General features: G+C 42.3%; 22 protein-coding genes. 7 read left to right on the top strand and 15 right to left on the bottom strand.

Annotated features, from left to right (window positions below; translation table 11 throughout):
- Positions 1–39: 39 nt before the first annotated feature.
- From B2746_RS03545 to serA, 4 genes are all read right to left on the bottom strand, one after another.
- Positions 40–1,044, bottom strand: coding sequence for a type II TA system antitoxin MqsA family protein (locus B2746_RS03545; RefSeq protein ID WP_290791037.1), 1,005 nt, complete (start codon positions 1,042–1,044; stop codon positions 40–42).
- Positions 1,016–1,399, bottom strand: a complete 384-nt coding sequence (locus B2746_RS03540; protein WP_290791035.1) for a hypothetical protein — start codon at positions 1,397–1,399, stop codon at positions 1,016–1,018. Before B2746_RS03540 ends, B2746_RS03545 begins: the two co-directional genes overlap by 29 nt.
- 78 nt (positions 1,400–1,477) lie before the next feature.
- A complete protein-coding gene (locus B2746_RS03535) occupies positions 1,478–2,764 on the bottom strand; it encodes an NAD(P)/FAD-dependent oxidoreductase (protein WP_290791033.1) in 1,287 nt (428 codons plus the stop codon).
- Between the two features lie 172 nt (positions 2,765–2,936).
- Entirely contained in the window at positions 2,937–4,169 is a 1,233-nt protein-coding gene (gene serA / locus B2746_RS03530) for a phosphoglycerate dehydrogenase (RefSeq protein WP_290791032.1), read from the bottom strand.
- Positions 4,170–4,310: 141 nt separating this feature from the next.
- On the opposite strand from serA, the gene B2746_RS03525 reads away from it, so the two are divergent.
- From B2746_RS03525 to B2746_RS03510, 4 genes are all read left to right on the top strand, one after another.
- Entirely contained in the window at positions 4,311–5,519 is a 1,209-nt protein-coding gene (locus B2746_RS03525; protein WP_290791030.1) for a serine hydrolase domain-containing protein, read from the top strand.
- Between the two features lie 30 nt (positions 5,520–5,549).
- Positions 5,550–7,058 (top strand): NAD(P)H-hydrate dehydratase, encoded by a 1,509-nt coding sequence (locus B2746_RS03520; RefSeq protein ID WP_290791029.1) that lies wholly within the window; start codon positions 5,550–5,552, stop codon positions 7,056–7,058.
- Positions 7,059–7,193: 135 nt separating this feature from the next.
- Positions 7,194–7,421 (top strand): alpha/beta fold hydrolase, encoded by a 228-nt coding sequence (locus tag B2746_RS03515; RefSeq protein WP_290791028.1) that lies wholly within the window; start codon positions 7,194–7,196, stop codon positions 7,419–7,421.
- A 1-nt stretch (position 7,422) separates the two neighbouring features.
- Complete coding sequence (locus tag B2746_RS03510; RefSeq protein ID WP_290791027.1) at positions 7,423–7,791, top strand: hypothetical protein; 369 nt, start codon at positions 7,423–7,425, stop codon at positions 7,789–7,791.
- Here the strand turns inward: B2746_RS03510 and B2746_RS03505 are convergent.
- The 8 genes from B2746_RS03505 to B2746_RS03470 are packed head-to-tail and all read right to left on the bottom strand — an operon-like array spanning position 7,769 to position 19,321.
- Entirely contained in the window at positions 7,769–8,935 is a 1,167-nt protein-coding gene (locus B2746_RS03505) for a sialidase family protein (RefSeq protein WP_290791026.1), read from the bottom strand. The genes B2746_RS03510 and B2746_RS03505 overlap by 23 nt on opposite strands.
- A 1-nt stretch (position 8,936) precedes the next feature.
- On the bottom strand, positions 8,937–9,803 hold the full coding sequence (locus B2746_RS03500; RefSeq protein ID WP_290791025.1) for a DMT family transporter: 867 nt from the start codon (positions 9,801–9,803) through the stop codon (positions 8,937–8,939).
- Complete coding sequence (locus B2746_RS03495; protein WP_290791023.1) at positions 9,800–10,990, bottom strand: AGE family epimerase/isomerase; 1,191 nt, start codon at positions 10,988–10,990, stop codon at positions 9,800–9,802. Before B2746_RS03495 ends, B2746_RS03500 begins: the two co-directional genes overlap by 4 nt.
- The gene (locus B2746_RS03490; RefSeq protein WP_290791021.1) at positions 10,977–12,203 is read right to left on the bottom strand and encodes an MFS transporter; all 1,227 of its coding nucleotides are present in this window, start codon (positions 12,201–12,203) and stop codon (positions 10,977–10,979) included. The genes B2746_RS03495 and B2746_RS03490 overlap by 14 nt, the downstream gene beginning before the upstream one ends.
- Before the next feature lies 1 nt (position 12,204).
- The gene (locus B2746_RS03485) at positions 12,205–13,326 is read right to left on the bottom strand and encodes a kelch repeat-containing protein (protein WP_290791020.1); all 1,122 of its coding nucleotides are present in this window, start codon (positions 13,324–13,326) and stop codon (positions 12,205–12,207) included.
- A 35-nt stretch (positions 13,327–13,361) separates the two neighbouring features.
- Complete coding sequence (locus tag B2746_RS03480) at positions 13,362–14,303, bottom strand: dihydrodipicolinate synthase family protein (protein WP_290791019.1); 942 nt, start codon at positions 14,301–14,303, stop codon at positions 13,362–13,364.
- Positions 14,304–14,326: 23 nt separating this feature from the next.
- Positions 14,327–15,907 (bottom strand): RagB/SusD family nutrient uptake outer membrane protein, encoded by a 1,581-nt coding sequence (locus B2746_RS03475; RefSeq protein ID WP_290791017.1) that lies wholly within the window; start codon positions 15,905–15,907, stop codon positions 14,327–14,329.
- A 24-nt stretch (positions 15,908–15,931) separates the two neighbouring features.
- On the bottom strand, positions 15,932–19,321 hold the full coding sequence (locus tag B2746_RS03470) for a SusC/RagA family TonB-linked outer membrane protein (RefSeq protein ID WP_290791015.1): 3,390 nt from the start codon (positions 19,319–19,321) through the stop codon (positions 15,932–15,934).
- Positions 19,322–19,467: 146 nt separating this feature from the next.
- Between B2746_RS03470 and B2746_RS03465 the strand changes: the two genes are divergently transcribed.
- The gene (locus B2746_RS03465; RefSeq protein ID WP_290791013.1) at positions 19,468–20,175 is read left to right on the top strand and encodes a FadR/GntR family transcriptional regulator; all 708 of its coding nucleotides are present in this window, start codon (positions 19,468–19,470) and stop codon (positions 20,173–20,175) included.
- A gap of 2 nt (positions 20,176–20,177) precedes the next feature.
- Here the strand turns inward: B2746_RS03465 and B2746_RS03460 are convergent, their stop codons facing one another.
- On the bottom strand, positions 20,178–21,419 hold the full coding sequence (locus tag B2746_RS03460; RefSeq protein ID WP_290791012.1) for a DEAD/DEAH box helicase: 1,242 nt from the start codon (positions 21,417–21,419) through the stop codon (positions 20,178–20,180).
- A gap of 51 nt (positions 21,420–21,470) precedes the next feature.
- Between B2746_RS03460 and B2746_RS03455 the strand changes: the two genes are divergently transcribed.
- Positions 21,471–22,823, top strand: a complete 1,353-nt coding sequence (locus B2746_RS03455) for an MATE family efflux transporter (RefSeq protein ID WP_290791011.1) — start codon at positions 21,471–21,473, stop codon at positions 22,821–22,823.
- Here B2746_RS03455 and B2746_RS03450 read toward each other — a convergent pair.
- Positions 22,815–23,573 (bottom strand): SGNH/GDSL hydrolase family protein, encoded by a 759-nt coding sequence (locus B2746_RS03450; protein WP_290791009.1) that lies wholly within the window; start codon positions 23,571–23,573, stop codon positions 22,815–22,817. The genes B2746_RS03455 and B2746_RS03450 overlap by 9 nt on opposite strands.
- A 47-nt stretch (positions 23,574–23,620) precedes the next feature.
- A complete protein-coding gene (locus B2746_RS03445; RefSeq protein WP_290791008.1) occupies positions 23,621–24,346 on the bottom strand; it encodes a DUF4397 domain-containing protein in 726 nt (241 codons plus the stop codon).
- A 155-nt stretch (positions 24,347–24,501) separates the two neighbouring features.
- Here B2746_RS03445 and B2746_RS03440 point away from each other — a divergent pair, with 155 nt between their 5' ends.
- A complete protein-coding gene (locus B2746_RS03440; RefSeq protein ID WP_290791007.1) occupies positions 24,502–25,083 on the top strand; it encodes a PhnA domain-containing protein in 582 nt (193 codons plus the stop codon).
- The last annotated feature ends 39 nt before the right edge of the window (positions 25,084–25,122 follow it).

Raw genomic sequence — 25,122 nt, 5'->3', positions numbered from 1 at the left:
TTTATATTATGTTAAATAGAGTTTTTACCCTAAATTTTGTTATCCTGGGTGTTTCAGCAGAAATGCATACTCATAACTGATTTCATTCATCGATTCGAAATTGCTTCTCCAGGCCTCCTCTTCATGACTTTTGGCTACCATTTCCTTTACCGTACTTGTACGAAATACCTGGGCAATGGATTGCAATGTGTTTAGCTCATTTTCTGAAAAAATGGATGGATCAAATGCTGCTGAATCTGATTTCAGGTACTGTTCACCAACATACTCGCCATAATCATGAAATTGAATATGAACCAGTTTGCGTTGCATTGCCATATCCAATACCCAGTCATAATTCCTGGGTACGGGTCCTCTCTGAATGGCCTGGTATGTTAAGCCACTGATTGAAAATCCAGTTTTTCTGAAATGTAAAAAATCAGCATAAAATAGTAGTTTATTCAATTTGGTTTTGAAAGGAGTACATTGTTCCGAAAAATACAGAACCATATGACTGATTATATCCAGATTGGGTACTTTATATCCATTGGTTATTCCGGGTCGTTTCTGTCCCAGCATGATTTCCTCGTATAAATCCTGATGATCATTCCAGTCATTCATCGCCTGCAAAACTTTCCGGTTAATTTTTTCCAGCTCTTCTGGTGTGAACTCATTCTTACTGACATCGACCAGCTTAAAGAATTCATGCGGGTCCTTCACCATTTGTATAAGTCGTCCATTTGATACACTGGGTACTTCTCCGGATTCATAATTTCTGTAGACATTGATTCCCAACCCAAGGATATCCGCCATTTTACTGGCTGCTAACCCGTATTGTTCACGAATTGCTTTAATCTCATCAGGAAATGGGATGCCGTATTTCTCCCGGTATTTATTATAAACCTGATTGGTATTCGCTTGCTCCAGTTCTTTGTCAGTAAATGATTTGCCGGTATCTCTGCATACATAATACTGGTATTGAATCTGAAAAGCTTCTTTTCTGAATTCAATGGTACGTACCTCCTGTTGCAATAGTGCATCACCACCCGTAAACGGACTTTTCTTCATAACATGCATTTATTGGATGTAGAATTGCAGCCTCTGCAATTTTAAAAAATATACAAACCACCGGAGCCTTGGGAATACCCAGTGTAATTTTTATATGGACTTCCAGCTGCTTGATTCTTTTTCGGAAAACCCAGGATGGCGTAATAAAATGTTGTGGTTCTTTAATTGGGCCGGTGAGGTAATTGGAACAGTTGAGAGAATTCAAAATTGCCGAAAGTTCATCCGGTTGAAGCTCCAAACTGATTTTTGTTTGTAGATTATTGGCGGCATTATGCAACTCAATCAGCCCAAAATTCTTCTGTTTGGCATGGAATGCATGTAAAAATTTCTCTATCTCCTCTGTTCTCTCCTTCATTCCATAAAAGTAATAAAAACAATTTGCATTCAACATCAAAGTTGAAAAATAAGTGTTTTTAAGCGCTTAATTCATTTTTTATCCGGCGGGTGGTACCCGACCAGTAGTACCCGACCGGTGAAATTCGCGGAATATCAGGCGAAGTGACTGGTCATAAGTGACATAGTTATATACCCAGTTCAGAAATACAAACAACCGGTTTTTTACTCCTAAGATTAACATAAGGTGAAGTGCCATCCAAACCATCCAGGCTAAAAATCCTCCGAAATGTACGTTGGGCTTAGGTATATCAACCACTGCCAGATTTCTTCCAACGGTTGCCATAGATCCCTTATCCTTGTAACTGAAGGCTGTAAGCTGTCTGCCAGATGCACCTGCCAATAGATTTTTAGCCAGTGTATCTGCCTGTTGCATAGCAACCGGAGCTACCTGCGGATGCCCGTTCGGATAAGATTCAGTAACCATTGACGCCACATCTCCAATTGCATAGATATCTTTATAAGGCTCGAGTTCATTAAATTTATTTACCGGCAGCCGGTTTCCCCGAACTGGTTGCACATCTGTAATTCCTTCCGGAATTTGCCCCTTAATACCTGCTGCCCATAGAACGGTAGCTGCTTGTATTTTTGAGCCATCTTTATTTGTCAGAATTTTGCCGTCGTACCCGGCTACTTGTGTATCGGTCAGTACAGTAACACCCAAACGTTTCAGGTAAGTGAGCGCCTGGGCAGAACTTTTTTCACTCATTGCCCCCAGTATCTTCCCAAACCCTTCCAACAGATAAATATTCATTTTGGAGAAGTCCAGTTCTGGATAGTCCTTGGGCAATACATAATTTCTCATTTCTGCAATAGCACCGGATAGCTCCACACCGGTTGGTCCACCACCCACCACCACAATATTCATCAATCGTTCAATTTCAAGCGGGTCTTTTTCCACAGTTGCCTGCTCCAAATTCTCCATTAAACGATGTCGGATCTGTAAAGCTTCTACCGTTGATTTCATTGAAAATGCATTTGATTCCAGCTCCTTATTTCCAAAGAAATTTGTACCTGCTCCCGTTGCAATTACCAGCTTATCGTACCCTATTTCTCCAATATCTGTAACTAAAACTTTACGAGCCACATCAACTTTTCGAATATCTGCCATACGTAACCGGACATTCGTACTTTTCTGAAAAACCTTCCTCAAGGGAAATGAAATATTACTCGCATCCAATCCTGCAGTTGCCACCTGGTAAAACAAAGGCTGAAACTGATGGTAATTGAAGCGATCAACCAATAATACTTCTATACCTTTTTTATTGTTGAGTTTACGCGCCAATCGTAATCCACCAAAACCTCCTCCGGCTATTACAACTTTCATCGTGTGTAGTTTTTACAAAGTTATTAAACTTTCAATTATTATTGAAACATTAGCTGTTAAAAAAACGAAACAAAGCAGGGTTTTTTAAACCGGCAAACATTGTTTCGTAAGAACCACTGCTGCATTGTAAGGTTGTAACATGCAGCAATAATGCCAGCAGAAATAGTATTAATCAGTACAACAAACGAACCTTGATGGTTTCCTTAATATCCCTGAGTAATTTTTGTGCCTGGGCCGAAAGTTTTTTATCTACATCCAGCACCACATAGCCAATCTCCTCATTGGTTTTTAGGTATTGTGCCAGGATATTTATTTTATGCTTTGATAATTCCGTGTTGATTGCGGACAATACGCCGGGTACATTTCGGTGTATATGCAGTATCCGATGTGTTCCCTCCTGTGGTGGTAAACTGAGTGGTGGAACAGTCAAAGAACCATAACTTGTGCCCATTTCAAGATATTGGTAGAGTTTCATACTAACATCTTCACCAATATTCTGTTGAGCTTCCTCAGTTGATCCTCCGATATGCGGGGTTAATATTACATTGGGCAAATCCTGTAATGGGGTCTGGAATCGTTCACCGTTTTTTTCCGGCTCCCAGGGAAATACGTCAATAGCCGCACCGCTAAGTTGTCCCTCAACGAGGCATTTACGTAGTGCATCCAGATCAACCACCTCCCCTCTGGCATAATTCAGCAGAATACTGCCTTTTTTGAAATGTTTGAGCGTGGTTTTGTTGATCATGTTTTTTGTGGACTGCGTATCCGGAACATGCAGGGTTATAATATCTGCCTGTGATACCACATCTTTCAGACTTTTTCCTGGAACTGCATTTCCTAAGGGTAACTTCGTAAGTGTATCATAGTAGAGTACTTTCATTCCCATCGCTTCTGCTAATATACTCACCTGTGTGCCGATATTTCCATACCCAATTATTCCCAATGTTTTTCCTCTCAATTCGAAACTTCCTTTTGCATCTTTCATCCAGATTCCGTCATGTGCAGCTTTATTTTTGTCGGGTATCCGACGAATTAGCATAACAGATAATCCAATAACCAATTCGGCTACTGATCTGGTATTGGAATAGGGGGCATTGTACACTGCTATACCCGCTTTGGTAGCTGCTTTCAGGTCAATCTGGTTGGTTCCGATACAGAAAGCTCCAATGGCCTGTAATTTGGTAGCAGCGGCTATTACTTTTTCTGTTACCATTGTTTTAGATCGTATGCCAAGTAAATGAACATCCTTGATTTCTTTGATCAAATCTTCTTCAGAAACAGCTCCGGAAAGTTTGCGAACCGATGCATAGCCCATCTGCTTGAAATGTTGCACTGCTTTGTCGCTGATGTTCTCCAGAAAGAGAATGTTGATTTTGTCTTTTGGGTAACTTGTTTTTGGTTCCATTGTTTGGTTGTTGCTTGCAGGCGCAAATATCTTTGTTTTCAACCAAAAAATCGACCCATTAAAATTTTACGGCATACAATTTGACACCATTTTTACGTTATATTTGAACAATCCATATCCTTTATCGAAAATTAGTAGCATTTGAAAAACAGATTCGTACAACTGTTAATAGTTCTGGTTAGCCTTTCCGGCTGCCGAAATGCTGAACCCGCAGAAACGCCGGGTTCCAATATAAAGCCCCCTGTAGTTACGGCTTCTTTTACCTTTGCAGATAAGGCCATAGTAAATAGATATGAGTCTGCTATTCAGGCTTTTATGCAAAGAAATTTTGGAAACAGAGGGTTTAATGGATCCTACCTGATTGCGAAAGACGGCCAGATCATCACGGAGGAATATGTTGGTTACCGCGATCCTGTTCTGAAAGACCAGGCCCTTCAGGAACATGATGCCTTTCATCTGGCATCCGTATCGAAAACATTTACCGGGATGGCTGTTCTGAAACTTTGGGAAGAAGGAAAACTTTCATTGGATGATGAGCTCTCCAGGTATTTTGAAAAATTCCCATATAAGAATATTACCGTAAAAATGTTGCTGAACCACCGCAGTGGTTTACCAAACTATACCAATTACCTGGATGTTTACGGTTGGAATAAGAAAAAACTCGCCTCCAATCTGGATGTATTGGCCTCCCTTTATAAAATGCGTCCGCCAATTCAGTTTACAGCAGGCCGTCGCTTTAGTTATTGCAATACCAACTATGCCTTATTGGCGCTGATTATTGAAAAAATTTCCGGTCAGTCTTTCCCAGAATTCATGGATGAAAATTTCTTCATTCCCCTCCAGATGAATGATACCTACGTCTTTCGTCCGGAAGACGCAAATGGCTCCATGCCTTCCTTTGAAGCCAATAACCGCCGGTATGGAATGGAATTCATGGATCTGGTATATGGAGATAAAAATGTTTACAGCACGGTTCGCGATATGCTGAAATGGGATCAGGCACTTTACAGTGATTCACTTTTCAAACCTGAAACACTCGAAGCAGCGTTTCAGGGATATAGCTATGAAAAATCAGGTATGCGCAACTATGGATTGGGTTGGCGATTGACAGAATTGAAAAACGGTAAAAAAATAGTATATCATAATGGCTGGTGGCATGGGAATAATACAGTTTTCATCCGTTTGCCGGAAGAAAAAGCCACTATTATTATGTTAGGCAATCGGTACAATCGCGGAATTTATAAAGCCAAACAACTCTGTGATCTTTTTGGTGATTACCAACAGAGTAATAATCTTTTCCAGGATCCGGATGCCGATGGATCGGTATCTGTGGGTGGAGGATCCGAATAAGTCGCTCACTTATTTTTTGTACATTTCGGTATGGTTGTTTTATCTGCCGAACAGATTCGTGCATGGGATCGATATACCATTGATAATCTTCCCATTCCTTCCATTGATTTAATGGAAAGAGCTGCAGCTGCATGCGTAAAATGGCTGGAAATCAATAATCTGATAGCACAAGAGCAGTTCTATATTTTTTGTGGGAAAGGTAATAATGGTGGCGATGGTCTTGCTATAGCCAGACTTCTTCAAAAATTCAATCGCCCTGTTGACGTATTTATCCTCGAAACCGGTCATTTGGGTAGTCCTGATTTTCAGCAGAATCTTCATCGACTTCACACCCTGCCGGTAACCATACATTTTATACAGGAATCCTCTCCCTTCCCGGATATTCCAGAGGAAGTACTGATAATTGATGCACTTCTCGGTACCGGTCTTAATCGTCCAGCCAGTGGCAGGGTAGCGGAACTGATAATGTATATCAATCGCTTTCCCAATGCAGTGATCAGTATTGATCTGCCAAGCGGACTTTTTACCGATCAGACTACTATACCTAATCCCTGTATCAAAGCAGGTCTCACACTAAGTTTTCAATGTTATAAAACAGCCTTATTGATGGCTGAAAATTCGCCGTACTATGGAGTTCCGATTATTCTGGATATCGGTTTGGATCCACGGTTTTTGAAATCCATTACACCACCATATGAATTATCCGATAAAGAACTGGTGCATGCAATCCTTCAACCTAGACCGGCTCACGCTCACAAGGGTAACTTCGGTCATGCATTATTGTTAGCCGGAAGCTATGGAAAAATGGGGGCTGCTGTTTTAGCTGCAAAAGCATGCTTACGCAGCGGAGCAGGTTTGCTTACTACCCTGGTTCCGCACGAAGAATCAATAGCTCTTCCAATTGCAATACCGGAAACTATGAGTGCCCATTACCAGGATCAGGAACCAGGAGAAGTACTCGCTGATACCGAGCGGTTCAAAACAATTGGTATCGGTCCGGGTTTGGGTCAGGATACAAGGGCAAAAAACTGGTTACACTATCTCATTCAAAAGTTCCGAAAGCCAATGGTATTAGATGCAGATGCCTTAAATATACTATCGGTTATTCCCGGTTTGCTGGAAGAGATCCCAGCCTTTTCAATTCTTACCCCCCATCCCAAAGAGTTTGACCGCCTGGCTCCGGGCGCATCAAATGATTTCGAACGAATGAATGCGGCATCCCGCCTGGCGATACAATACCAGGTCATCATTGTATTAAAGGGACACCATAGTTTTATTGCCATGCCTGGTGGACGAGCATGGTTCAACACAACCGGCAATGCAGCTATGGCAAAAGGGGGAAGTGGTGATGTACTAACTGGCATTCTTACAGGCTTATTGGCGCGTGGTTATTCGCCGGAACAGGCTGTCCTTCTGGGTGTTTACCTGCATGGTACTGCAGGAGAAATAGCAAGTCGCCAATGGGGAATGGAATCTGTACTGGCAACAGATCTTATTGATTCTATCGGTGCTGCTTTTTTGGAACTACAATCTGCTTAATTTTTTTATCCTGTTACACAACAGGATTCTGGTATTCGAACTGGCGGTATTAAAATTATTCCAATCAAAACTCCCAAAGGAAATTTCAATATCTGGACCAAAAGGGTTGGCAATAATTCGAAAATCAAACTGCTGTTGCTGAATGGAGGTCCGGGTGCAACACATGAATATTTTGAGTGCTTTGAAAGCTTTCTACCAGCTGAATCTATTGAATTCATTTATTATGATCAATTAGGTTGTGGTAACTCGGATAACCCCAATGATACCAGCTTTTGGGACCTTAACCGCTATGTGGAGGAAGTAGAACAGGTACGCCAGGCACTCGATCTAAATAAGGATAATTTCATTGAAATTTCAGCATAATATGAAGGGTTTAATCGTTTCAAATATGATGAGCAGTTGCCCGGATTATGGTCGCTATGCGCAAGAAGTGCTTGCCAAACAAATGGATCCGGTTGTACTGGACAGTATCAGGCAAATTGAAGCAAGGGGTGATTATGCAAATCCTCGTTATATGGAGTTGCTGATGTTGAATTTCTTTACCAAACATGTCTGCCGCCTTCCATTAAATGAATGGATGGCTTCCCAGGTGCAATCAGGAACGTACCTGCATTGTCCCAATGGAAGCCATATGAATTTTTATGATGATCAGGCAACTTATTTCAACGGACTGATTCAATATTTAAAGAAGGTTGAAAATAAGCACCGCATTATTTCCAGCGGATCGCTTTAAATGCGATACTAGTATACCCGTTCATTTCGTACAAAACCCCAATTGTTTTTTTATTTAGTTTCACTATATCTGAATAGGCAGTAGGATCCGATTGTTTGGGATCTTCCCCTTTATCAACCAGAATCGCTTTACTCCAGGAAAAACCATCATCGTAACTGATTCGCAATGTAAGATTATCTCTTCGTTTGGTATCCGCTGCATTGCAAAAAGCAAGTATGTTTTTCTTTCTCTTTTTGCCGATGGTTAATAAGGTCCCCTGGCATACCGGGTCAGGTAATTGAGGGTCAAAATAGGTACTGTCCCAACTGGCTCCCCCATCTGAACTGATGGCAACAATTCTTGATCGGATATCTCCTTTCTGATTTCTTGCGTTCAACATTAGCCTGCCGCCGGATAATTCTGCAGCTATTGCTTCATTTCCCCCCGGTGTAGAAATGGTTTCACTCAGTTTAAAACTTTTACCATGATCATCCGAATAAAATCCGTGTGCCTGATAATCTTCAAACTGTTTTTTGGGATCTCCGGCAGAATGATTGGCTGCAACAAAAATCCGCCCTTTATAGGTTCCGGTTTGTAATTGCATAGCGTGTCCGGGTGTATTCGCATAACTTCTCCAATCTTCTGAAAAGGAATAGGCAGCATTCAAGGCAGGTTGATTTGGCCGGTGTGTCTGCAGGGTGATATTTACCGGATCGGACCAGGAATTTCCTCCATCCGTGGAACTGATATACCAAACTTCCCGCAGCCCATTCCCTTTCCTTACTTCTCCTTCGTGGTTGTTTCCGGTATTGTAAAACAGGAAAATTCGACCGCTCGGATAAACGGGATCAAGGAGATCAACAACGGGTGCAGGGTTTCCTGCCTGCATTTTGTCATAGTCCACAACAGTTTGCAAAGCTGACCAGCTTTTTCCTCCATCGGAACTTGTTTTTAAAACAATATTGATGTCTCCAAAATCACCGGCAGAATGTACCCTTCCTTCACAGAATGCCAATAGTTTTCCATTTGGTAAGGATACGATGGCCGGAATTCGATAACTTTTATGTCCGTCTTCTCCAGAAACAAAAACAGGTATTGCAGATTGGGCAAAAACGCAGCCCGTCACCAATAATAAAATGCCTGTAAATCCTAGTAATTTATTCATATCAATTTATTTTTCTTTGTGAAATATATAATCCACCAATTACCAGTAACATCCCCGCAACTGTGAACCAGGTAATTGGTTCGTTTAAAACCAGAAAAGCCAGCAAAAACCCAAAAACTGGACAGAGGTATAACCAATATGACGCTGCCACCGTATTTATTTTCAGCAGATACAACCAGGCCTGCACGGCTCCAATAGAAACTGGTATCGCCAGCCAGCCTGTGGCCAGCCAGAAATTGCCATCAAAATTATTTTTCGAAGCATCAAATCCCATATGTGCAATTGGCAGCAGAAATAAACCACCAATCAGGGTATGCCATCCGTTTATAGTTAAAATATCCAGTCCATTCCATTGTTGTCTGGTATAATATATTGCTGCAATTGAATAAGTCAACATACTTGTAAAGAGCAGTACCATTCCTACTGGTGTAGCATAACTGTTTTCCAACATTGGCCAGGCAGCCACCAAAACCCCGACAGAACAAATCAGCAAACAGAAGATCGCTGTACCGGTAATTCTGTACCGAAAAAAAATGGCAGCCAGCAAACTGATAAATAAGGGATTTACTGCAATCGCCAGACTCCCTAGTCCTGCTCCCAGATATTGCATGGCAACTACATAAATTCCCAGGTAGATGCTCACATTCAGTAACCCATAAACCGCCAGTTGTTTCCATTCACCTGATTGGGGTCTTCTCTTTTTCAGTATTGCATGTGAAATAAGCAGCATTAGAAATCCGGCAAATAAAAATCGTGTTACCGCTATGGTTAAGGGCTGTGCACTGTCCAGGGCAAGTTTGGTTGCGGTAGCAGCCGATGACCATAAAAAGGCAAACAAGATCCCAACTGCAACAAATTTTCCCTTCATTCATCCGATTTTGATGCAAGGTAGGATTTCAGGATTTCTCTGCAATACCACTCCTGCCTGGGTAAATGAAAGGGTCCCTTAAATAGATTGCCCTTCGCAGGCTGGGCTACTATCCCATCCCGATGCAGGTACCCAAACCACTCTCCATTTACTTTATCATGAAAATGCGAATAAGCATAGTCATGAATAAGTTCATGCCATTGTGCATATTTTTCTTTGCCGGTTACCAGATAAGCCAGCAGGGTTGCAATGATGGTTTCATTTTGCGGCCACCAGAATTTCATGTCCTGCCAGTATTCCTGCACGGGTTTGTTGTAGACATCAAGGAAATAAAGTATGCCGCCATATTCCTGGTCCCATCCCCTCTCCCACATATAATCCAACATCTGGCATCCAAGTTCAATTAATACCGGATCATGGTTACGATATATGGCCTCATGTAATATAAACCAGGCTCCTTCAATGGCATGTCCCGGGTTCAGCGTTCTTCCATCCAGGTGATTGATGATGGATCCATCCGGAGCCACCTGTTCCATCACACAACGAATATCATGTTTGACGAAATTTTTGGCAATCTGTCCGATCCAGGTGCTGATCCATGCATCACAGCGGTCATCACCAATGTTTTCCCTTAATTGCTGGGCAGTATTGATCATGATCATTGGAACGCCAATTCCGATAGCCGGACGAGTAGCCGTGTACTTCGGTTCCAATAAGCCCGGCACAGTGGTGTATTCAATACATTTTCCAAAAAGCCATCTTGCCCGATCTGCTGCTTCCTGATCACCACTTGCTTTGGCATAAGCTGCCATAGCAATAACTGCAAATGTTTCAGAAAAAAAATACCGTCTCTTTCGAATGGGTTTTCCTTCACGTGTAACGTGGAAGAACATACGATCATCGGTATCAAAACAATGGTTTACCAAAAAATCATATCCAAGTTTTGCACCCTCCAGCCACTCTGTTTTTGCTTCTACCGTATTATAAAGAGTAGCCAATAACCAGGTTGCTCTTCCCTGAATCCAGACCGCTTTATCATCATCCAGTAAGCTGCCATCTGCATCCCGCATCAAAAGAAATCCTCCATTTTCTTTATCATAGGATCTCGGAAACCAGAACGGAATCGTATCTGTCAATAATTGATCCGTATAAAAATTAAAATAATAATTCAAATCAGGCTTCGACATAATCAATTGTTTTTGGGCGAAGGAAATAGAGCTGCACAGTCAGTACTACCAGAACGATTATCGCAAGCAATGCGAAACTCTGTCCCAGGTTACCGGCATCACTTGATTTTCCAAGCCAGTCAGTTACCATTGCACCGGAAAATATACCGGTCAGATTCATTAAACCATAACCCGTTGCCCTGTATCGGGAAGGTACTAACTGGCATAGGATGGGCATGTTATTCGTGTCAAAAAGGCCAAATCCAAATCCGAAACAAAAAGCAGCCGTCAGAATATGCCATAATTCTGAACCAAAACCAAGCAGGATCAACGCCGGTATGGTGAGCGCCAAACCAATAGCACCCGTATATACTCTGCCTCGAAAATTTTTCTGTACCCATCGATCGGATAAATACCCGCCGATCAAAACCCCTAATAAGGAGGAGCCTGAGGTGGTAATGGTAGCCATGGGGCCGGCACTGGCCATATCAATTCCAAGTGTTTCAGAAAAAAGGGTTGGCAGCCAGTTTTTTACAGCCCAGCCTGGTAAACTTGGTAGCGTAAAATACAGGAGCAATAACCAAAATGCCGGATTTCCAAATAAAAATCGAAGGCCTTTTATCGGAGATACGGCCGATTGTAAACGATTGGAATCACTGTTTTTACTGTTGATCTCTCGCAGAAAAAGTATCAAGATTATAGAATACACCATCCCGATAAATCCAAATGACTGAAACGTAAACTGCCAGGATAAATTTGAAGCAATGGTAGCTCCAAATCCGCCTAAAGCCTGTCCCATATACAAGCCTGTCATATGAATTCCAATAGCCAGTGATCTTGTTTTCCCTGTATGATAATCTGCAATAAGTGATAGTGCTGCAGGAATATAAAGTGCTTCACTAACGCCCATGATTGCACGAAGCCAGTAAAGCTGATCAAAGCTGGTAGCGTATCCCATGGCAAAGGTAACCCCACTCCAAACAAACAGGCTACCAACTATCAGGCTTTTGCGGTTAAATCGATCGGCAATGATACCCGCAACCGGACTCATCAATCCATAAATCCATAGAAAAATTGCCATAAGAATACCAAAGTTCTCCGCCGTATTCAGGTCTTTAATATCCACCTGCATGGAAGGACGCATGGTTGCCAGCATCTGTCGATCCATATAATTCAACAGAGCCACCAGCCATAATAGTCCGACCACTATCCAGGGGTATCTTTTTGTTGACATCTTAGTATTTGGTATTTAGTTGACCAATCTGAATTAAAGGCGATCGAACACCTGCTTTAATTTCTCCTGAGGGAACGATCAGGTAATCCTTCCATTTTAATAAAGTACTGGTAACAGGAGCTTCAAAAGGAAGTGTATCGAGCACCTGCCATTTATCTTTTCCTGGTTTAAGTACGAGCAGCTCTTTTCTAAATCCCGGATGATTTTTTTGCAGTTCATTTTTTTGAGCAATCAATTCCTGGATTCTGCAGCTTTCTTTTTCTATGGCGATTTCACCCAGCAAGGTTTCAACCTTGCTGAAGGTACTGCCATCGTCACCTCCCATCAATAAAATACCATATTCAGCCAGAGAAGTTCCAAGTGCTGCGGAAACCGGATAGGGTAAACTGGGAGCCTGCGTCCATTGATGGGTCTCCAGGTTGTAAGTATAACAGGTTGAATAAAAATCACTACTGTTATTGGCTGTTTTTCTCCTTCCTCCTATTAATAACAAATCATTTCCGTTTTTGGAAAGTCCTGGTTGCAAAACTGCATGTGAAACCGGGTATGGAAGTGGCGCTAATTCCTGCCATCCAAATTCCTGTTTTTGCAAATCAAGTTTGAATAATCGGTCACTCATACCAGTTAAAGTTTCTCCACCACCAACATAAAGAACCTCTTCAATTGAACAACCGGCAGCATTGCTTAGTGGAATGGGTAAATACGGTAATTTGGAAGAACGGATAGTATCACCCTGCTTCGTCAATAACCAGGATGCCGCCGTGATTCCAACTGACTGCTCTCCTCCTGCTATCACCAGGCCTGATGGTGTAGAACAGGAAATACCGTAAGCAGTTGCTTCTGGAAATGACTGACTGCTCAGGTAATGTATGCCGTGTTTTTCATCCAGCTTATATAAGTGCAATTCCTTTTGAACTATTTTTTTTCCACCTTCCCAGGGAAATCCATTAGGGAAATTGGCGCCCCCTCCCAGAAGCAGGAGATCTTCGTGTATTCCTGCAATTGGTCCGGCTAATCCTAAAACCGGCTCACCGTTTGTATTCTCTAAAAGGATAGGTTTTTTCCAGTTAAGAATTGTTTCCGATTGGGTATTACAACCGGTGAGCGGCCAGCTTAGGAGCATAACTAGATTTAAGAAAATAAAAATTCGCTTCACTATCAGGTGTTTTGTGAAATCGGATACTTGGAACAATATTGTTGAAATTGAATGGCATCAAGATCGGCGCTAAAAGCTGTTTTGGCTTCTTCATTCATATTTCGAACCGGTAACCGGAAATTTCCACAATCCAATCCGATCGCCTGCATGAATGCCTTCCCGGTTGCTATGCCACCATATTTTCCCAGTAGCCGGATCATATCAATACTTCGCTGTTGTTCAGCCCTTGCAGTTTCCAGGTCGTTTCGCTGATATGCTTCGATCAGGGCATGATACAATGGAGCAGCATAATTGAAGGTGCTTCCAACAGCACCTTTTGCTCCCAGTACCAGCGCTGATAACATGTTTTCATCCCTTCCCCAGAGCAGGTCGTATTTTCCTTCCCGGAATCGCAGACAGCTCAGATAGTCCATGAAATCTTCATGTGTGTACTTGATGCCGGCAAAATTCGGAATATGGTTTTCAACAGCCTGCAGAAGCTCAAGCATATTGAAGCCTACCCCTGTCAGTACCGGAATATGGTAATAATATAATGGCATGTCGGGTACCTGATCCGCAATTTCCTTACAGCAGGCAGCGAGCTGTTCAACATTGGCAGGTTTAAAATAAAAGGGGGCTGTAAATGAAACCGCATACAGTCCCTCTTGTCGGGCATGCAGGGCGAGTTCCTTGCAATCTGTTAGTGAAGTGCCTCCTAGAAAGCACATCACTTTAAAATCCGGATCATGACGGGTAGCATTGCCCCAGGCCGTTGCTACCTGTTTTTTTTCTTTGAGCGACATGGAAACACCTTCTCCGGTTGAACCTGCTATAAATGCTCCGGTTACACCATTTTCCTTAAGCATGGCATAGTATTCCGGAATGATGGAGAGGTTCAGGTCACCTGATGGAAAAAAGGGGGTGAACGGTGCGGCAATCAACCCTTCTAAATGATAAATGGACATGTTTCGATTTTAATTGTTCTGTCTTATTTAGGTTTGGCCGTCTGATAACCTGGAGTTTGGTCTACGAGCGGATCATTTGTCCAGATTGAAGGTGGAATTGGCCAGAGCGTTTTATATCCAATACTTGCTTTATCCAATACTCCATATGGATGCTGGCTGCTTTTGAAAACAAGGGCTTCTGAACCAACCATCATTCTTCTCAAATCATACCACTGTTTACCTTCATATACAAACTCCTTGCTGCGTTCTGCAAATATGGCCAGTTCATTCTGATCTTTGTTTCCATTTACAAAGGGTGTAGGATCATTTCCTGCTCCACCGAAGGCTCTATCACGTACAGCTTGAATAAAACTTGTTGGATCTGCACCCTCTGCATTCGCAATCTCTGCCAGCATCAGCAAACGATCTGCTTCTCTGTAAACCGGCCAGTCATCTGCAAAATAGCGCTTGTTGGCATCAATGGTTCCGATAAATTTCACCAGGGCCGTATTCCTTACGGTTACGGTGTATGGACTGGTGCTTGTATTTACTTTGTAATAATCATAAAAAGTCGCATTACGACGCTGATCAGTAAGATCATAGGACTGGAATAACTCGAATGTATACCGATACCGCTGAATGATCTGTTGTGAATTTGTTTGGGCAATAACTAATGGATCAACCAGGAAATTTCCAACCCCGGCACTTACTGTTGAATCTTTGTAATGCTGTCCGTCGAAATTAAAAGTTGAATAGGTATAGGCAGCTACATTCGGTAGTTCGGCTTCCCCTACCCGGTAGGGTAAGGCAAAAATAATTTCATTGTTTCTTTTTTTGCCATACGCAAAAACATCTTTGAAATTAGGTTGTAAGGAATAATCGGTTACTGCGAGCAAACTGTTCTTTGCTTCGGCAAGATCAGCGGTTGTGCCTCCCAGTTTAGCAGACCATAAATAAATTTCTCCTTTTAGCATCCTGGCAGCATGGGGGTTCCACTGGTACTTATCAAGGCTTGCACTGCTTCCAAAGAATTCAAGCGATGTATTGATATCATTTTTGATAACAGCCAATACTTCTGCTTCAGTTGATCTGGCCCTGCGCAGGGCTTCCTGATTGGTATTGCCGGTCAATACTTCGGGTTCCAGCCAAATGGGTACACCTCCATAGGTGCGCAACAAATGGAAATAATAATAGGATCGCATGGCATGCGCCTGTCCCAGCAAATAGGATTTCTTTTCTGCCGGTAGAAATTCAATGGCCTTAACTCGCAGAATAAACAGGTTGAGTTGAAGAATCGGGTTATAAAAGCCAGCCCAATTGCTTACACCGGAAGAATTTTCTTCTATACGCTGTTCAATAATATTGAGTTCATTCAGAGAGGTGTTTTGCACATCAACATTACTATACCCTCCGCCGCGCATTTCACCCAGGCGGATAAACATATAATTATTATCACGGAATTGCTTGTGTAAGCCGACCATAAAATTGCTAACCTGGGCTTCATTCTGCCAGAAGTTTCTGTCTCCAAAACCATCCTCTGGTGCCACTTGAAGGGTTTTACGGCAGGATGTGAAAGTGCTGAGTACCAATACCAGCAGCCATATAATGGAATGTAATTTTTTCATTCTTGTTTGTTTAATCATTCAGAATTAAAAAGTGAGATTGGCGCCAAAAATCAAAGAAGTCGGAATGGTGTATGCACTGTTCTGCTCACCGGTTCTTTCAGGTAAATTCAACAGATCATTTGACAGATAACCAAGGTTTTGTCCGGTTATGGTCAGGGTTAATCCTTCTATTTTAAAGCGTTTAAGCATGTCTGTTGGAATACCATAACTCAGTGAAACTTCCCGCAATGCAACATAACTGGAATTCACCCAGAACATATCACTGGGACGGTCGAAATTTTTTGTATTTAATTGATCTGCCCAGGTGTAGCGTGGATATTTAGCATTCGGATTTTCCGGTGTCCAGGTATCTTTTACGATATCCGTTGCATTGAATTCACCCTGGAAACTTCCCAGTGCCCACATCTGCATGAAGTCCTGCTGAATATGACCTGCTCCAAAATCTACCCGTGCGAATAAAGACAATCCTTTATAAGAAACCGTAGTATTTAATCCGCCTGTCCAACGCGGTATGATTCTGCCAAGTGAAACCCGATCCCGGTAATCAATAGTATCATTCTTATCCAGATCCTTCCACATCATATCTCCTAATTTTGTTGAGATATGATTGCTTAGTCCTAATTGACTGATCAATGCCTGGCTGGCCACGCGTTTTCCTGCGGCTGCTCCATATTGGGCTTCTCCTGCTGCGATATCAATAACGTTATACGCATCCAACTCTTTCTGACTGCGGATAATTCCCGCACTTACAAAACCAAAGATTTCACCATATTCCTGACCTTCCTGGTAACCACCTACCCAGATCATTCGATCTGTTTTGGGATCATAAACTTGTGTGCCACCCTGACGGTTGTTCTCTATTCCATTTTCTGGTAATTTAACAATGGTGTTTTTATTCCAGGCTGCATTGGCACCGATTGTCCAGCGGAAATTTTTTCCTTTCAGCAGGCGATAACTCAATTCCATTTCCACCCCTTTATTTCGCATACTCCCGTTATTTGTACGCAGACGGTCCAGTCCGGATGAAATAGGCAGGTTTATAAAGGCGAGTTTATCGGTAGTAAGGCGATTGTAATAAGCTATAGAGGCATTGATTTTGTTTTCCAGGAATCCCATTTCTACACCAATTTCCACTGTATTTGATTTTTCCCAGGTTAATTTCGGATTAGCAATGGCAGTTTGTAAGAACCCGATTACACCATTATAAGCTGATTGTGCATCATAAGCACCTTGCAACTCATAGAGTCCAATAAAATTATTTCCACTGGTACCAATCCCAATATTTCCATTCTTCCCCCAACTAGCCCGGACTTTTAAAAAGGATAACCAATTTTCAGTGGATGCCATGAAGCTTTCTCTATGTGCCATCCAGCCAACTGAAACACCAGGGAAGGTACCGTATTGATTATCTCCAATCAAACGGGAATAACCATCCCGGCGCACAGTGAAAGTTGCCAGGTATTTACCGTCATAATCGTAATTGAGGCGGCCGAATCCGGACATGATCCGTTCTCTTGTATGATAGGAACCCATTGTACGGGTTTGGGTTACCGCATTATTTAAGGTCAGTCCCAGATTTTGAAAATCATCAGTAGGTGCCAATGCGCCACCAGCAGAAAATCCGGTATTATAAACAGAGTAATATTCAAAACCAGCCATCGCTCCGATATTATGTAAATCAGAAAAACTTGAATTGTAATTCAAGATGGCATTGTATGTTTGACGTGTTGTCCGGCCAAAAGAATTTGAACTTGCCCGGGTTCTGTTCCATCCTGTATTAGGATTGGTATAACTCAGCAAACCGGTTCTGAAATCACGGTTGAATGCTTCGTATAATCCTTCGTCATACATCAGAATGCCGCCTACTTTTGCGTACAAATCTTTATGCAGGTTAATCGTGAATGACTGCCCCAACGTAATTTTATCTGTCTGGTTTTTACGATGGTATTTATCAATATTGATGACCGGATTACCATCACTGGCATCGCGACCCAGTAACAATTCACCATTCATATTGGTGCCTCGCATGGTGGGTGGCGCAGAGAGCATTCTACCCCAATAGTTGCCTTCTCCATTCGTTAACGACTGATCACGCCAGTTGGCTTTAATGAATTGCAGACTGCTTTCAGATTTTAACCATTCCTTGATTTTATATTCTCCATTCAATGCGAAATTCAATCGCTTATAGAAAGTGGCCAGTGATAATCCACCTTCATCGTAGTAACCAATATTGGCGTAATATTTTCCTTTATCATTTCCACCCGACATACCAACATTATAATCCTGCACCATGGCTGTTTTATTCAGACCATAATCGCCATAATTGAAATCTTTGTAAATGAGTTCTGCAAATGTTCCATTCGGATCATAGGCGCCGGCAGCATTGGTTGGCACGGCATCTGTCATGGTTTTCCAGCCCTGACCCAGACTTAATAACTCCCGATTGGCATCGGTAAGACGCATGGTACTCCATACAGCTCTGTTATCATAATTACCATCCAACACCACACCATTGGCATCTTTGTAGAGATTCCCGGTTCCACGCGGCCCAACAGCGCCTAATGCGGAAGCAGCAAGCGTTCCATTTTTTATGGCTTCCACTACTCCCCTTCTTTGCCAAGTAATGTAGTCCTGCGCAGAAAGAAAATTATAGGGAACATTCAGGTAGTTCCAACCAGTACGTGCTTTCAGGCTGATAGATGATTTCCCGGACCGCCCTTTTTTAGAACTGATCAGAATTACCCCATTACTCGCACGCGCACCATAAATTGCGGTAGCAGAAGCATCTTTCAATACTTCCAGGCTTTCTATTTCTTCTGGATTGATATCGCTTAATGATTCACGAACTTGTCCGTCCATAATGATCAACGGACTTCCACTTCCATCAAAACCGGTTCCTCCTCTGAGAATGATCGAAGGCAACGCACCTGGTCGGCCGGTTCCTGTTGAAACCCGCAACCCTGGTATGGTTCCTGCCAGCGCCTGAGCCGGATTGGAACGGATTCCAGTTTCCAACACTTTGTTGTCCAGTTTGGAAATGGAGGATGTTACTTTTGATCGTTTGATGGTTCCATAACCAACTACTACGACCTCATCCATCTTACTATTCGATGGATTTAAAGTAATGCTCAGGCTTGCCTGATTAGCCGGATTTAACTCAAGGGTTTCAAATCCAAGTGAACTGATCACCAAAATTGAACCGGGCTCAATTGAAATAGTAAAATTCCCTTTTTCGTCGGTTTGGGTTCCCCTGGTACTGCCCTTCACAAGAACAGATACACCGGGAAGGGCTCTCCCATCTTCTCCTGAACGTACGCTTCCGGAAACCAACCGGGATTGCGCAAAAAGTTGAATGGAGCCAAGCAGTGTTACCAGCAAAATGAACAAATGCCGGTAGTTAATCGTTTTTCTCATAATTTAATTAGTTATGCATTATGTATGACATAATAAAAATAATAATTAATTTAAAACCGCCAAGAAAAAGTTTGGGAACTGGCTTATTCTTGTGGATAAACAGGAAATCGGTAGTTTTGTCAGAATTAGTAATACATAATAACAGTATGGCAATCAATTCCTTAATGGATGATTTCAATTCGGTGGATACCAGTAGCCTAGTGGATAAAGTGGAAGCGAAACTGGTTCAGTTGCTGAAGGACCAGAAGCTGAATGTGGGAGATACCATCCCGAAAGAGCTGGAGTTAGCAGATCGGCTGGGGGTAAGTCGAACTGTTATTAGGGAAGCCCTTCTCCGTTTGCGTGTAATGGGGTTGATAGAATCAAAAAAGAAAAAAGGCGCGGTCATTACAAGTCCGGATATTTTTGGAATAATCTCAAAAAGTGTAAATCCTCATATACTGGATCAAACCACACTTAAAGAAATGTTTGAATTGCGGCTTATTCTTGAAATCGGAATGGCTGATTTTATTTTTCAGCGCATAACCCCTGCCGATATACAGGAATTAAAAAAAATCGTGAGTAATGAGCCGGATGCTACACAGGATTATTTGTTCAATATTGAACATGAAATCGCTTTTCACGGGAAGTTATATGAAATTGCCGGTAATGAAACCCTTAAGAAATTTCAGCGCATGTTATTACCGGTATTTGATTATGTACACCATAGTGGATTATTGAAAAAGCAGGTAGCTGTCAAGCGCTATGTATCCCATAAAGGTCTGGTGGAAATAATTGAAAATGGTTCCCCTGAGCTGTTTCGGAATGCGATGCGAAATCACCTGGAAAATCATTTCTCCCGTTTATTTGAGTAAACTTATTTCTTTTTCTTCCTTTTTTTTGGTTCAACTTTTTCAGCTTCTTTTAGCAACTGACGCCAGTTGTCATGTGGTGTTTCTTCAGATAGGGCAACTGTTTCCCGGTACTCCGAAGAAGCGATTATTTTTTCCTTGATTTTAGTACCGGTATAAGCTTCAATTGCCTCGAGCAATGGTTTTTCCTCTTCGCTGCAGAAGCTGATTGCCTGTCCTTTTTTTACACCTCTTCCTGTTCGTCCAACCCGATGCACGTAATTATCTGCCTGCTCGGGTAAATCGTAATTCACAACATAATCCACATCCGGAATGTCAATTCCGCGTGCATTTACATCGGTTGTTATCAGTAGTGGAATTTCTCCCAGTCTGAATTGTTCCATTACGGTAAGCCGGTCTTCCTGTTCCTTACCGCCATGCATAACCAGACTTTCAATTTCTACCCGTTTCATGGCAGCCTGAACCCGCTCAGCGCGCACCTTGGTTCTGGCAAAAACCAGCATTTTTTTTCCTGGTAATTCCTTAACCAATCGTTCCAGAAAAAAACGTTTATCATCCATTGCAACAAAAGCCACAGAATGATCAATATTTTTTGAAACTGGGTCCTGCGGAGATACCTGTATCCGGATCGGGTTATGTACCATAGCATAGGCCAGATCTTTAATACGGGTATCAATCGTGGCAGAAAAGAAGAGGGTCTGGTGGCGTTTGGGCAGGCGTTTTTTGATATCAACAATGTCTTTATTGAAGCCAAGATCAAGCATATGATCCGCTTCATCCAAAACCAATAACCGAACTTCCTTAAGATCCAATGCCTGCTGATGTTGAAGATCAAATAACCGTCCGGGTGTGGCAACCACTATATCTACTCCTCTTTTAAGTGTTTTGATCTGATTGTCTTGTTCAACTCCTCCAACCAGGGCAAGGGTTTTCAATTCTGTAAATTGACCAATTTGCTGAAATACACCGGCAATTTGAATGGCGAGTTCCCTGGTAGGAACCATTACGAGGCATTGTAAAAGGTGTTTGGGTTTGCGCCGGCGATCCTGATCCATTTGAAGGAGGTGCAGGATGGGAATGGCAAATGCCGCTGTTTTACCTGTACCTGTCTGGGCTATTGCCAATACATCCTCCCCTTTTAAAATACTCGGAATGGCCTTGTATTGAATATCAGTGGGTCGTTTAAACCCAAGCTCAACCAAACTCTCTTTAATGTCTTCAGAAATATTATATTGTTCAAATCGCATGTTCCAAACTGTAAATAGCTATCAAAGGTCGTGCTTTTTAACCGTAGATTTGTGCCCCGAAAAAAGATGGGTATGTTCAGGCAGGAAGCGAAACAAACAATACAGCTGGCTTTTCCGATCGTGGTGGGGGAACTGGCACAAATGGCATTGCATATTATTGATACCGCCATGGTAGGGGCAATCAGCTACAAGCAACTTGCAGCGGCTTCCCTGGTAATCAATGCGCTTGGAATTCCTTTCGTAATTGGGATTGGGATGACTATTTCCGTTTCCCAGATGGTTTCCCTGGCACATGGCCGCCGAGACTCGCAGCTGGTATCTCATTATCTGTTCAATGGTTTTTTTCTTTGTGCCTTAACAGCCTTGCTTATCTCTTTTCTGTTGATTGGTGGAAGAGGTTTACTGCAGCATATGGGGCAAGACCCGGAAGTAGTGGCTTTTGCCCTACCCTTCATGAAATTGATGGGACTCTCAATTATTCCCATGTTATTGTTCATGACGCTCAAGCAATTTACAGATGGACTGGAATTTACCAAAACGGCTATGATTTTGTCGCTTGCCGGTATGCCTATCAATATATTTCTGAACTGGTTATTAATTTATGGCAACTGGGGCTTCCCCCGATTGGAATTGTTGGGTGCCGGCTGGTCTACCCTGATTACCCGTTCTATTTTGTTTCTTACACTGTTGATCGTTATCCTACGGCATAAAACCTTTCGCAGGTACATTGCCGTTAGTGGAAAACAGTGGAAATTAAAAGCCCACACACTCCGTGAATTATTGTATATAGGAATTCCAAGCAGTTTGCAGGTTGGTATGGAAGCCGGTGCTTTTGCAGTTTCTGGAATTATTATAGGAACGATGGGCGCGATTGCACAGGCCAGTCACCAGATTGCACTAAGTACAGCTTCCTTCACTTTTATGGTCTCAATGGGACTGGCACAGGCCGGATCAATTCGGGTAAGCAATGCATATGGTCGGAGAAACTGGACCAAAATTTCAGTTATTGGAAGATCAACCCTCGTTACAGCCCTGGTTTATGGTTTTATTTGTGCCATAAGTTTTGTAGTCTTTCGTGATCAGATTCCACAATTGTTTAACAAAAATGCGGAAGTACTGGCACTGGCATCCAGCCTCCTGTTATTTGCCGGATTTTTTCAGATATCTGACAGTACCCAGGCCATTGGTGCAGGTTTATTGCGTGGAATCAAAGATGTAAAAATTCCAACACTCCTGATTGGGATAGCTTATTGGGTTATTGGAATTCCATTGGGTTACCTTTTCGGGTTTCATTTTCAAATGGGTGCCAAAGGAATGTGGATTGGATTGATAGCCGGATTAAGTTTTGCTTCTTTGTTTTTGATCTATCGGTTCCTCCGGATGAGCCGGAAAGGGTCATTGTAATTTATCAACTGCCAGCTTAACTACCAGCTCCGCAACCTGAGCATAATACTTCTTTGAATAATGTAAACTATCATAAGTCAGCAGAGCCTTATCTGAGGCAGCTTCTCTTGAAAGTTCAGTAATATTGATATAAGATATACCAGAGCCGGCTGTTATGTTCCGGTTTCTTTCATTAAAGAGGTCTATTTCACTGGCAATCTGGGAACGATTAGAGGTTCGTGCAAATGGTGTTACTGAATAGTCTGGAATGGACAATACGATTACCCGCTTGGGATTTCCACCGGCGCGGTTTACTGAGAACTGTAATAATTGCCGGAATTCAGTTTCGTATTCTGCCAGGGGAAGCCGGCGAAATTGGTTATTTACACCAATTAGCAGGGTCACCAGTTGATAATTATTGGGAACTGAATACTGGGTTAGGTCATACAATAAATCTGCTGTACTCCAACCTGTTCTTGCAATAATATCCGGTGCTTTCATTTTAAAACCTTTTTGGTGCAGGAGATTGGCAGCAAGGACCGGAAAGCGGTCTTCAGGTGGAACTGACTGGCCAATTGTATAGGAATCACCCAACGCCAAATAGCTAAGGGAATCGGGTTGAATAACAGGTGGATTAATTTCAATGGGTGGAGGCGGAACCGGTGTTGGTGGTGGCGCTGGTTTCGGCCTTGATTTGGAGCAGGCTCCTAATATGACAAGTATCCAAAATAAGTTGGCTACAGATCGGTTGGAATAAAAAAAGACAGGCATTCCTTAATTACGGATTGCCTGCCTTTTTGGTTCAATTGCGCTCAAAATTACTGGTCAGTTGAATCAGTAACGGTGCCATTCACGATAAACTTAATCTGCGGCTTTCTTGTGTCATCCGATGCACTCGGATCACCGATCAATAAAACTGTATAGGCTTTATTTGCTTCAATAGCGATTGTCCTTGTCAGAGCAGACCCGGAACCTTTGGACGCAGTTACCGTAAGATCGCCGGAAGGCATAGAGGCAAATTCACTAACCGTATTAAATGATGCTTCCGTAGGAACTTCTTTTGACCCTGAACTCAGACTAACATTGTATGCCGCCGAATCGGGAATCGCCTGAACATATCGTACCAATGCTTCACCTGATTCTGGTAACAGCGTGTCCAGATGGTCATTTACAAGCAGATTGGTATAAACACTGTCCGATCCCGTTACAAAAAGGGTATAATACTTGTCTATATCAAAAGTAAATCCGGTGGTATTGGTGATTTCCTCTCCGGTTGTGGCATTAAGTGCGCGCACATCCCTGTTGCCGGTAAAAATCGGAAGATAAGTGCCGGTATAATTGGTATACGCCAGCGGCTGATTCCCTAAGGTATTACCGGATAAACGAACAAAGATTCCGTCCTGATCGGGTGATAAATTAAAGGCCATCAGTCCGGCATTTGGGATATCAGGTTGATCATCGTTGTTTTTCATGCAGGATGTCAGTCCCAATCCCACTGCTGCAAATAACAGCATCATAGAAATTTTCCTGGTTACAGATATCATAATTATGTAGTTTAGATTCATTGCTATGAGAGCAAAAGAGACTCCATAGTTGCAGGGTATTTTAACCTTATAGGTTCTTTAACGTAACAACCTTTTTTCTGTTAAAATTTTCTTTCATTTTAAAATAATACCTTCGCCGTCTCAAGTCAGCCAATATGTTAACAGAAAAAGCCCTGCAAATCAGAAGCGGAAATAAATGTGAGTTATGTGAATCAGTTACCGGATTATCAATCTACGAAACGGGTCCTGATGCTGCTACCAAAGAGGAGATTGCTGTATATGTTTGTTCTAAATGTAAGGCTCAACTGGAGAAAAAAGAAATGCCGGATGCTCGACACTGGAAACTGTTGGAACAAACCATGTGGTCAGAAATTCCGTCCATCCAGGTGATTTCCTGGAGAATGCTGAATCGGTTACGTTCAGACAGTTGGGCGGCAGATTTACTGGATCTGTTTTATCTGCCGGAAGAACATGAAGCATGGGCCAAAGCAACTGGTGATCATGTAAACGATGGATTGGTTGAATTGCATCGGGATGCCAATGGTGCCATATTGCAGGAGGGTGATTCGGTTGTGCTTACCAAATCACTGGATGTAAAAGGTTCCAGCCTTACTGCCCGATTGGGAACGGTGGTCAAAAATATAAAACTTGTGAAGGATAATTTCGAGCAAATTGAAGGGCGAGTAGAAGGGCAGCAAATTGTTATTCTTACAAAATTTGTGAAGAAACAGGGTTGATTTGGTATATTTAATAAGGTCCATAACAACGGATCTTTT

The sequence above is a fragment of the Flavihumibacter sp. UBA7668 genome, from assembly GCF_002483205.1.
Taxonomy (GTDB): Bacteria; Bacteroidota; Bacteroidia; order Chitinophagales; family Chitinophagaceae; genus Flavihumibacter.
This window is presented reverse-complemented; position numbering and strand designations above follow the sequence as displayed.

Bases quoted from the DNA above. Each gene is read 5' to 3' on its own strand.
- B2746_RS03545 (WP_290791037.1), bottom strand. From the start codon at position 1,044: ATGAAGAAAAGTCCGTTTACGGGTGGTGATGCACTATTGCAACAGGAG.
- B2746_RS03480 (WP_290791019.1), bottom strand. From the start codon at position 14,303: ATGTCCATTTATCATTTAGAAGGGTTGATTGCCGCACCGTTCACCCCC.
- B2746_RS03510 (WP_290791027.1), top strand. From the start codon at position 7,423: ATGAAGGGTTTAATCGTTTCAAATATGATGAGCAGTTGCCCGGATTAT.
- B2746_RS03445 (WP_290791008.1), bottom strand. From the start codon at position 24,346: ATGATATCTGTAACCAGGAAAATTTCTATGATGCTGTTATTTGCAGCA.
- B2746_RS03535 (WP_290791033.1), bottom strand. From the start codon at position 2,764: ATGAAAGTTGTAATAGCCGGAGGAGGTTTTGGTGGATTACGATTGGCG.
- B2746_RS03490 (WP_290791021.1), bottom strand. From the start codon at position 12,203: ATGTCAACAAAAAGATACCCCTGGATAGTGGTCGGACTATTATGGCTG.
- B2746_RS03470 (WP_290791015.1), bottom strand. From the start codon at position 19,321: ATGAGAAAAACGATTAACTACCGGCATTTGTTCATTTTGCTGGTAACA.
- B2746_RS03520 (WP_290791029.1), top strand. From the start codon at position 5,550: ATGGTTGTTTTATCTGCCGAACAGATTCGTGCATGGGATCGATATACC.
- B2746_RS03500 (WP_290791025.1), bottom strand. From the start codon at position 9,803: ATGAAGGGAAAATTTGTTGCAGTTGGGATCTTGTTTGCCTTTTTATGG.
- serA (WP_290791032.1), bottom strand. From the start codon at position 4,169: ATGGAACCAAAAACAAGTTACCCAAAAGACAAAATCAACATTCTCTTT.
- B2746_RS03460 (WP_290791012.1), bottom strand. From the start codon at position 21,419: ATGCGATTTGAACAATATAATATTTCTGAAGACATTAAAGAGAGTTTG.
- B2746_RS03450 (WP_290791009.1), bottom strand. From the start codon at position 23,573: ATGCCTGTCTTTTTTTATTCCAACCGATCTGTAGCCAACTTATTTTGG.
- B2746_RS03485 (WP_290791020.1), bottom strand. From the start codon at position 13,326: ATGCTCCTAAGCTGGCCGCTCACCGGTTGTAATACCCAATCGGAAACA.
- B2746_RS03465 (WP_290791013.1), top strand. From the start codon at position 19,468: ATGGCAATCAATTCCTTAATGGATGATTTCAATTCGGTGGATACCAGT.
- B2746_RS03475 (WP_290791017.1), bottom strand. From the start codon at position 15,907: ATGAAAAAATTACATTCCATTATATGGCTGCTGGTATTGGTACTCAGC.
- B2746_RS03440 (WP_290791007.1), top strand. From the start codon at position 24,502: ATGTTAACAGAAAAAGCCCTGCAAATCAGAAGCGGAAATAAATGTGAG.
- B2746_RS03505 (WP_290791026.1), bottom strand. From the start codon at position 8,935: ATGAATAAATTACTAGGATTTACAGGCATTTTATTATTGGTGACGGGC.
- B2746_RS03495 (WP_290791023.1), bottom strand. From the start codon at position 10,990: ATGTCGAAGCCTGATTTGAATTATTATTTTAATTTTTATACGGATCAA.
- B2746_RS03540 (WP_290791035.1), bottom strand. From the start codon at position 1,399: ATGAAGGAGAGAACAGAGGAGATAGAGAAATTTTTACATGCATTCCAT.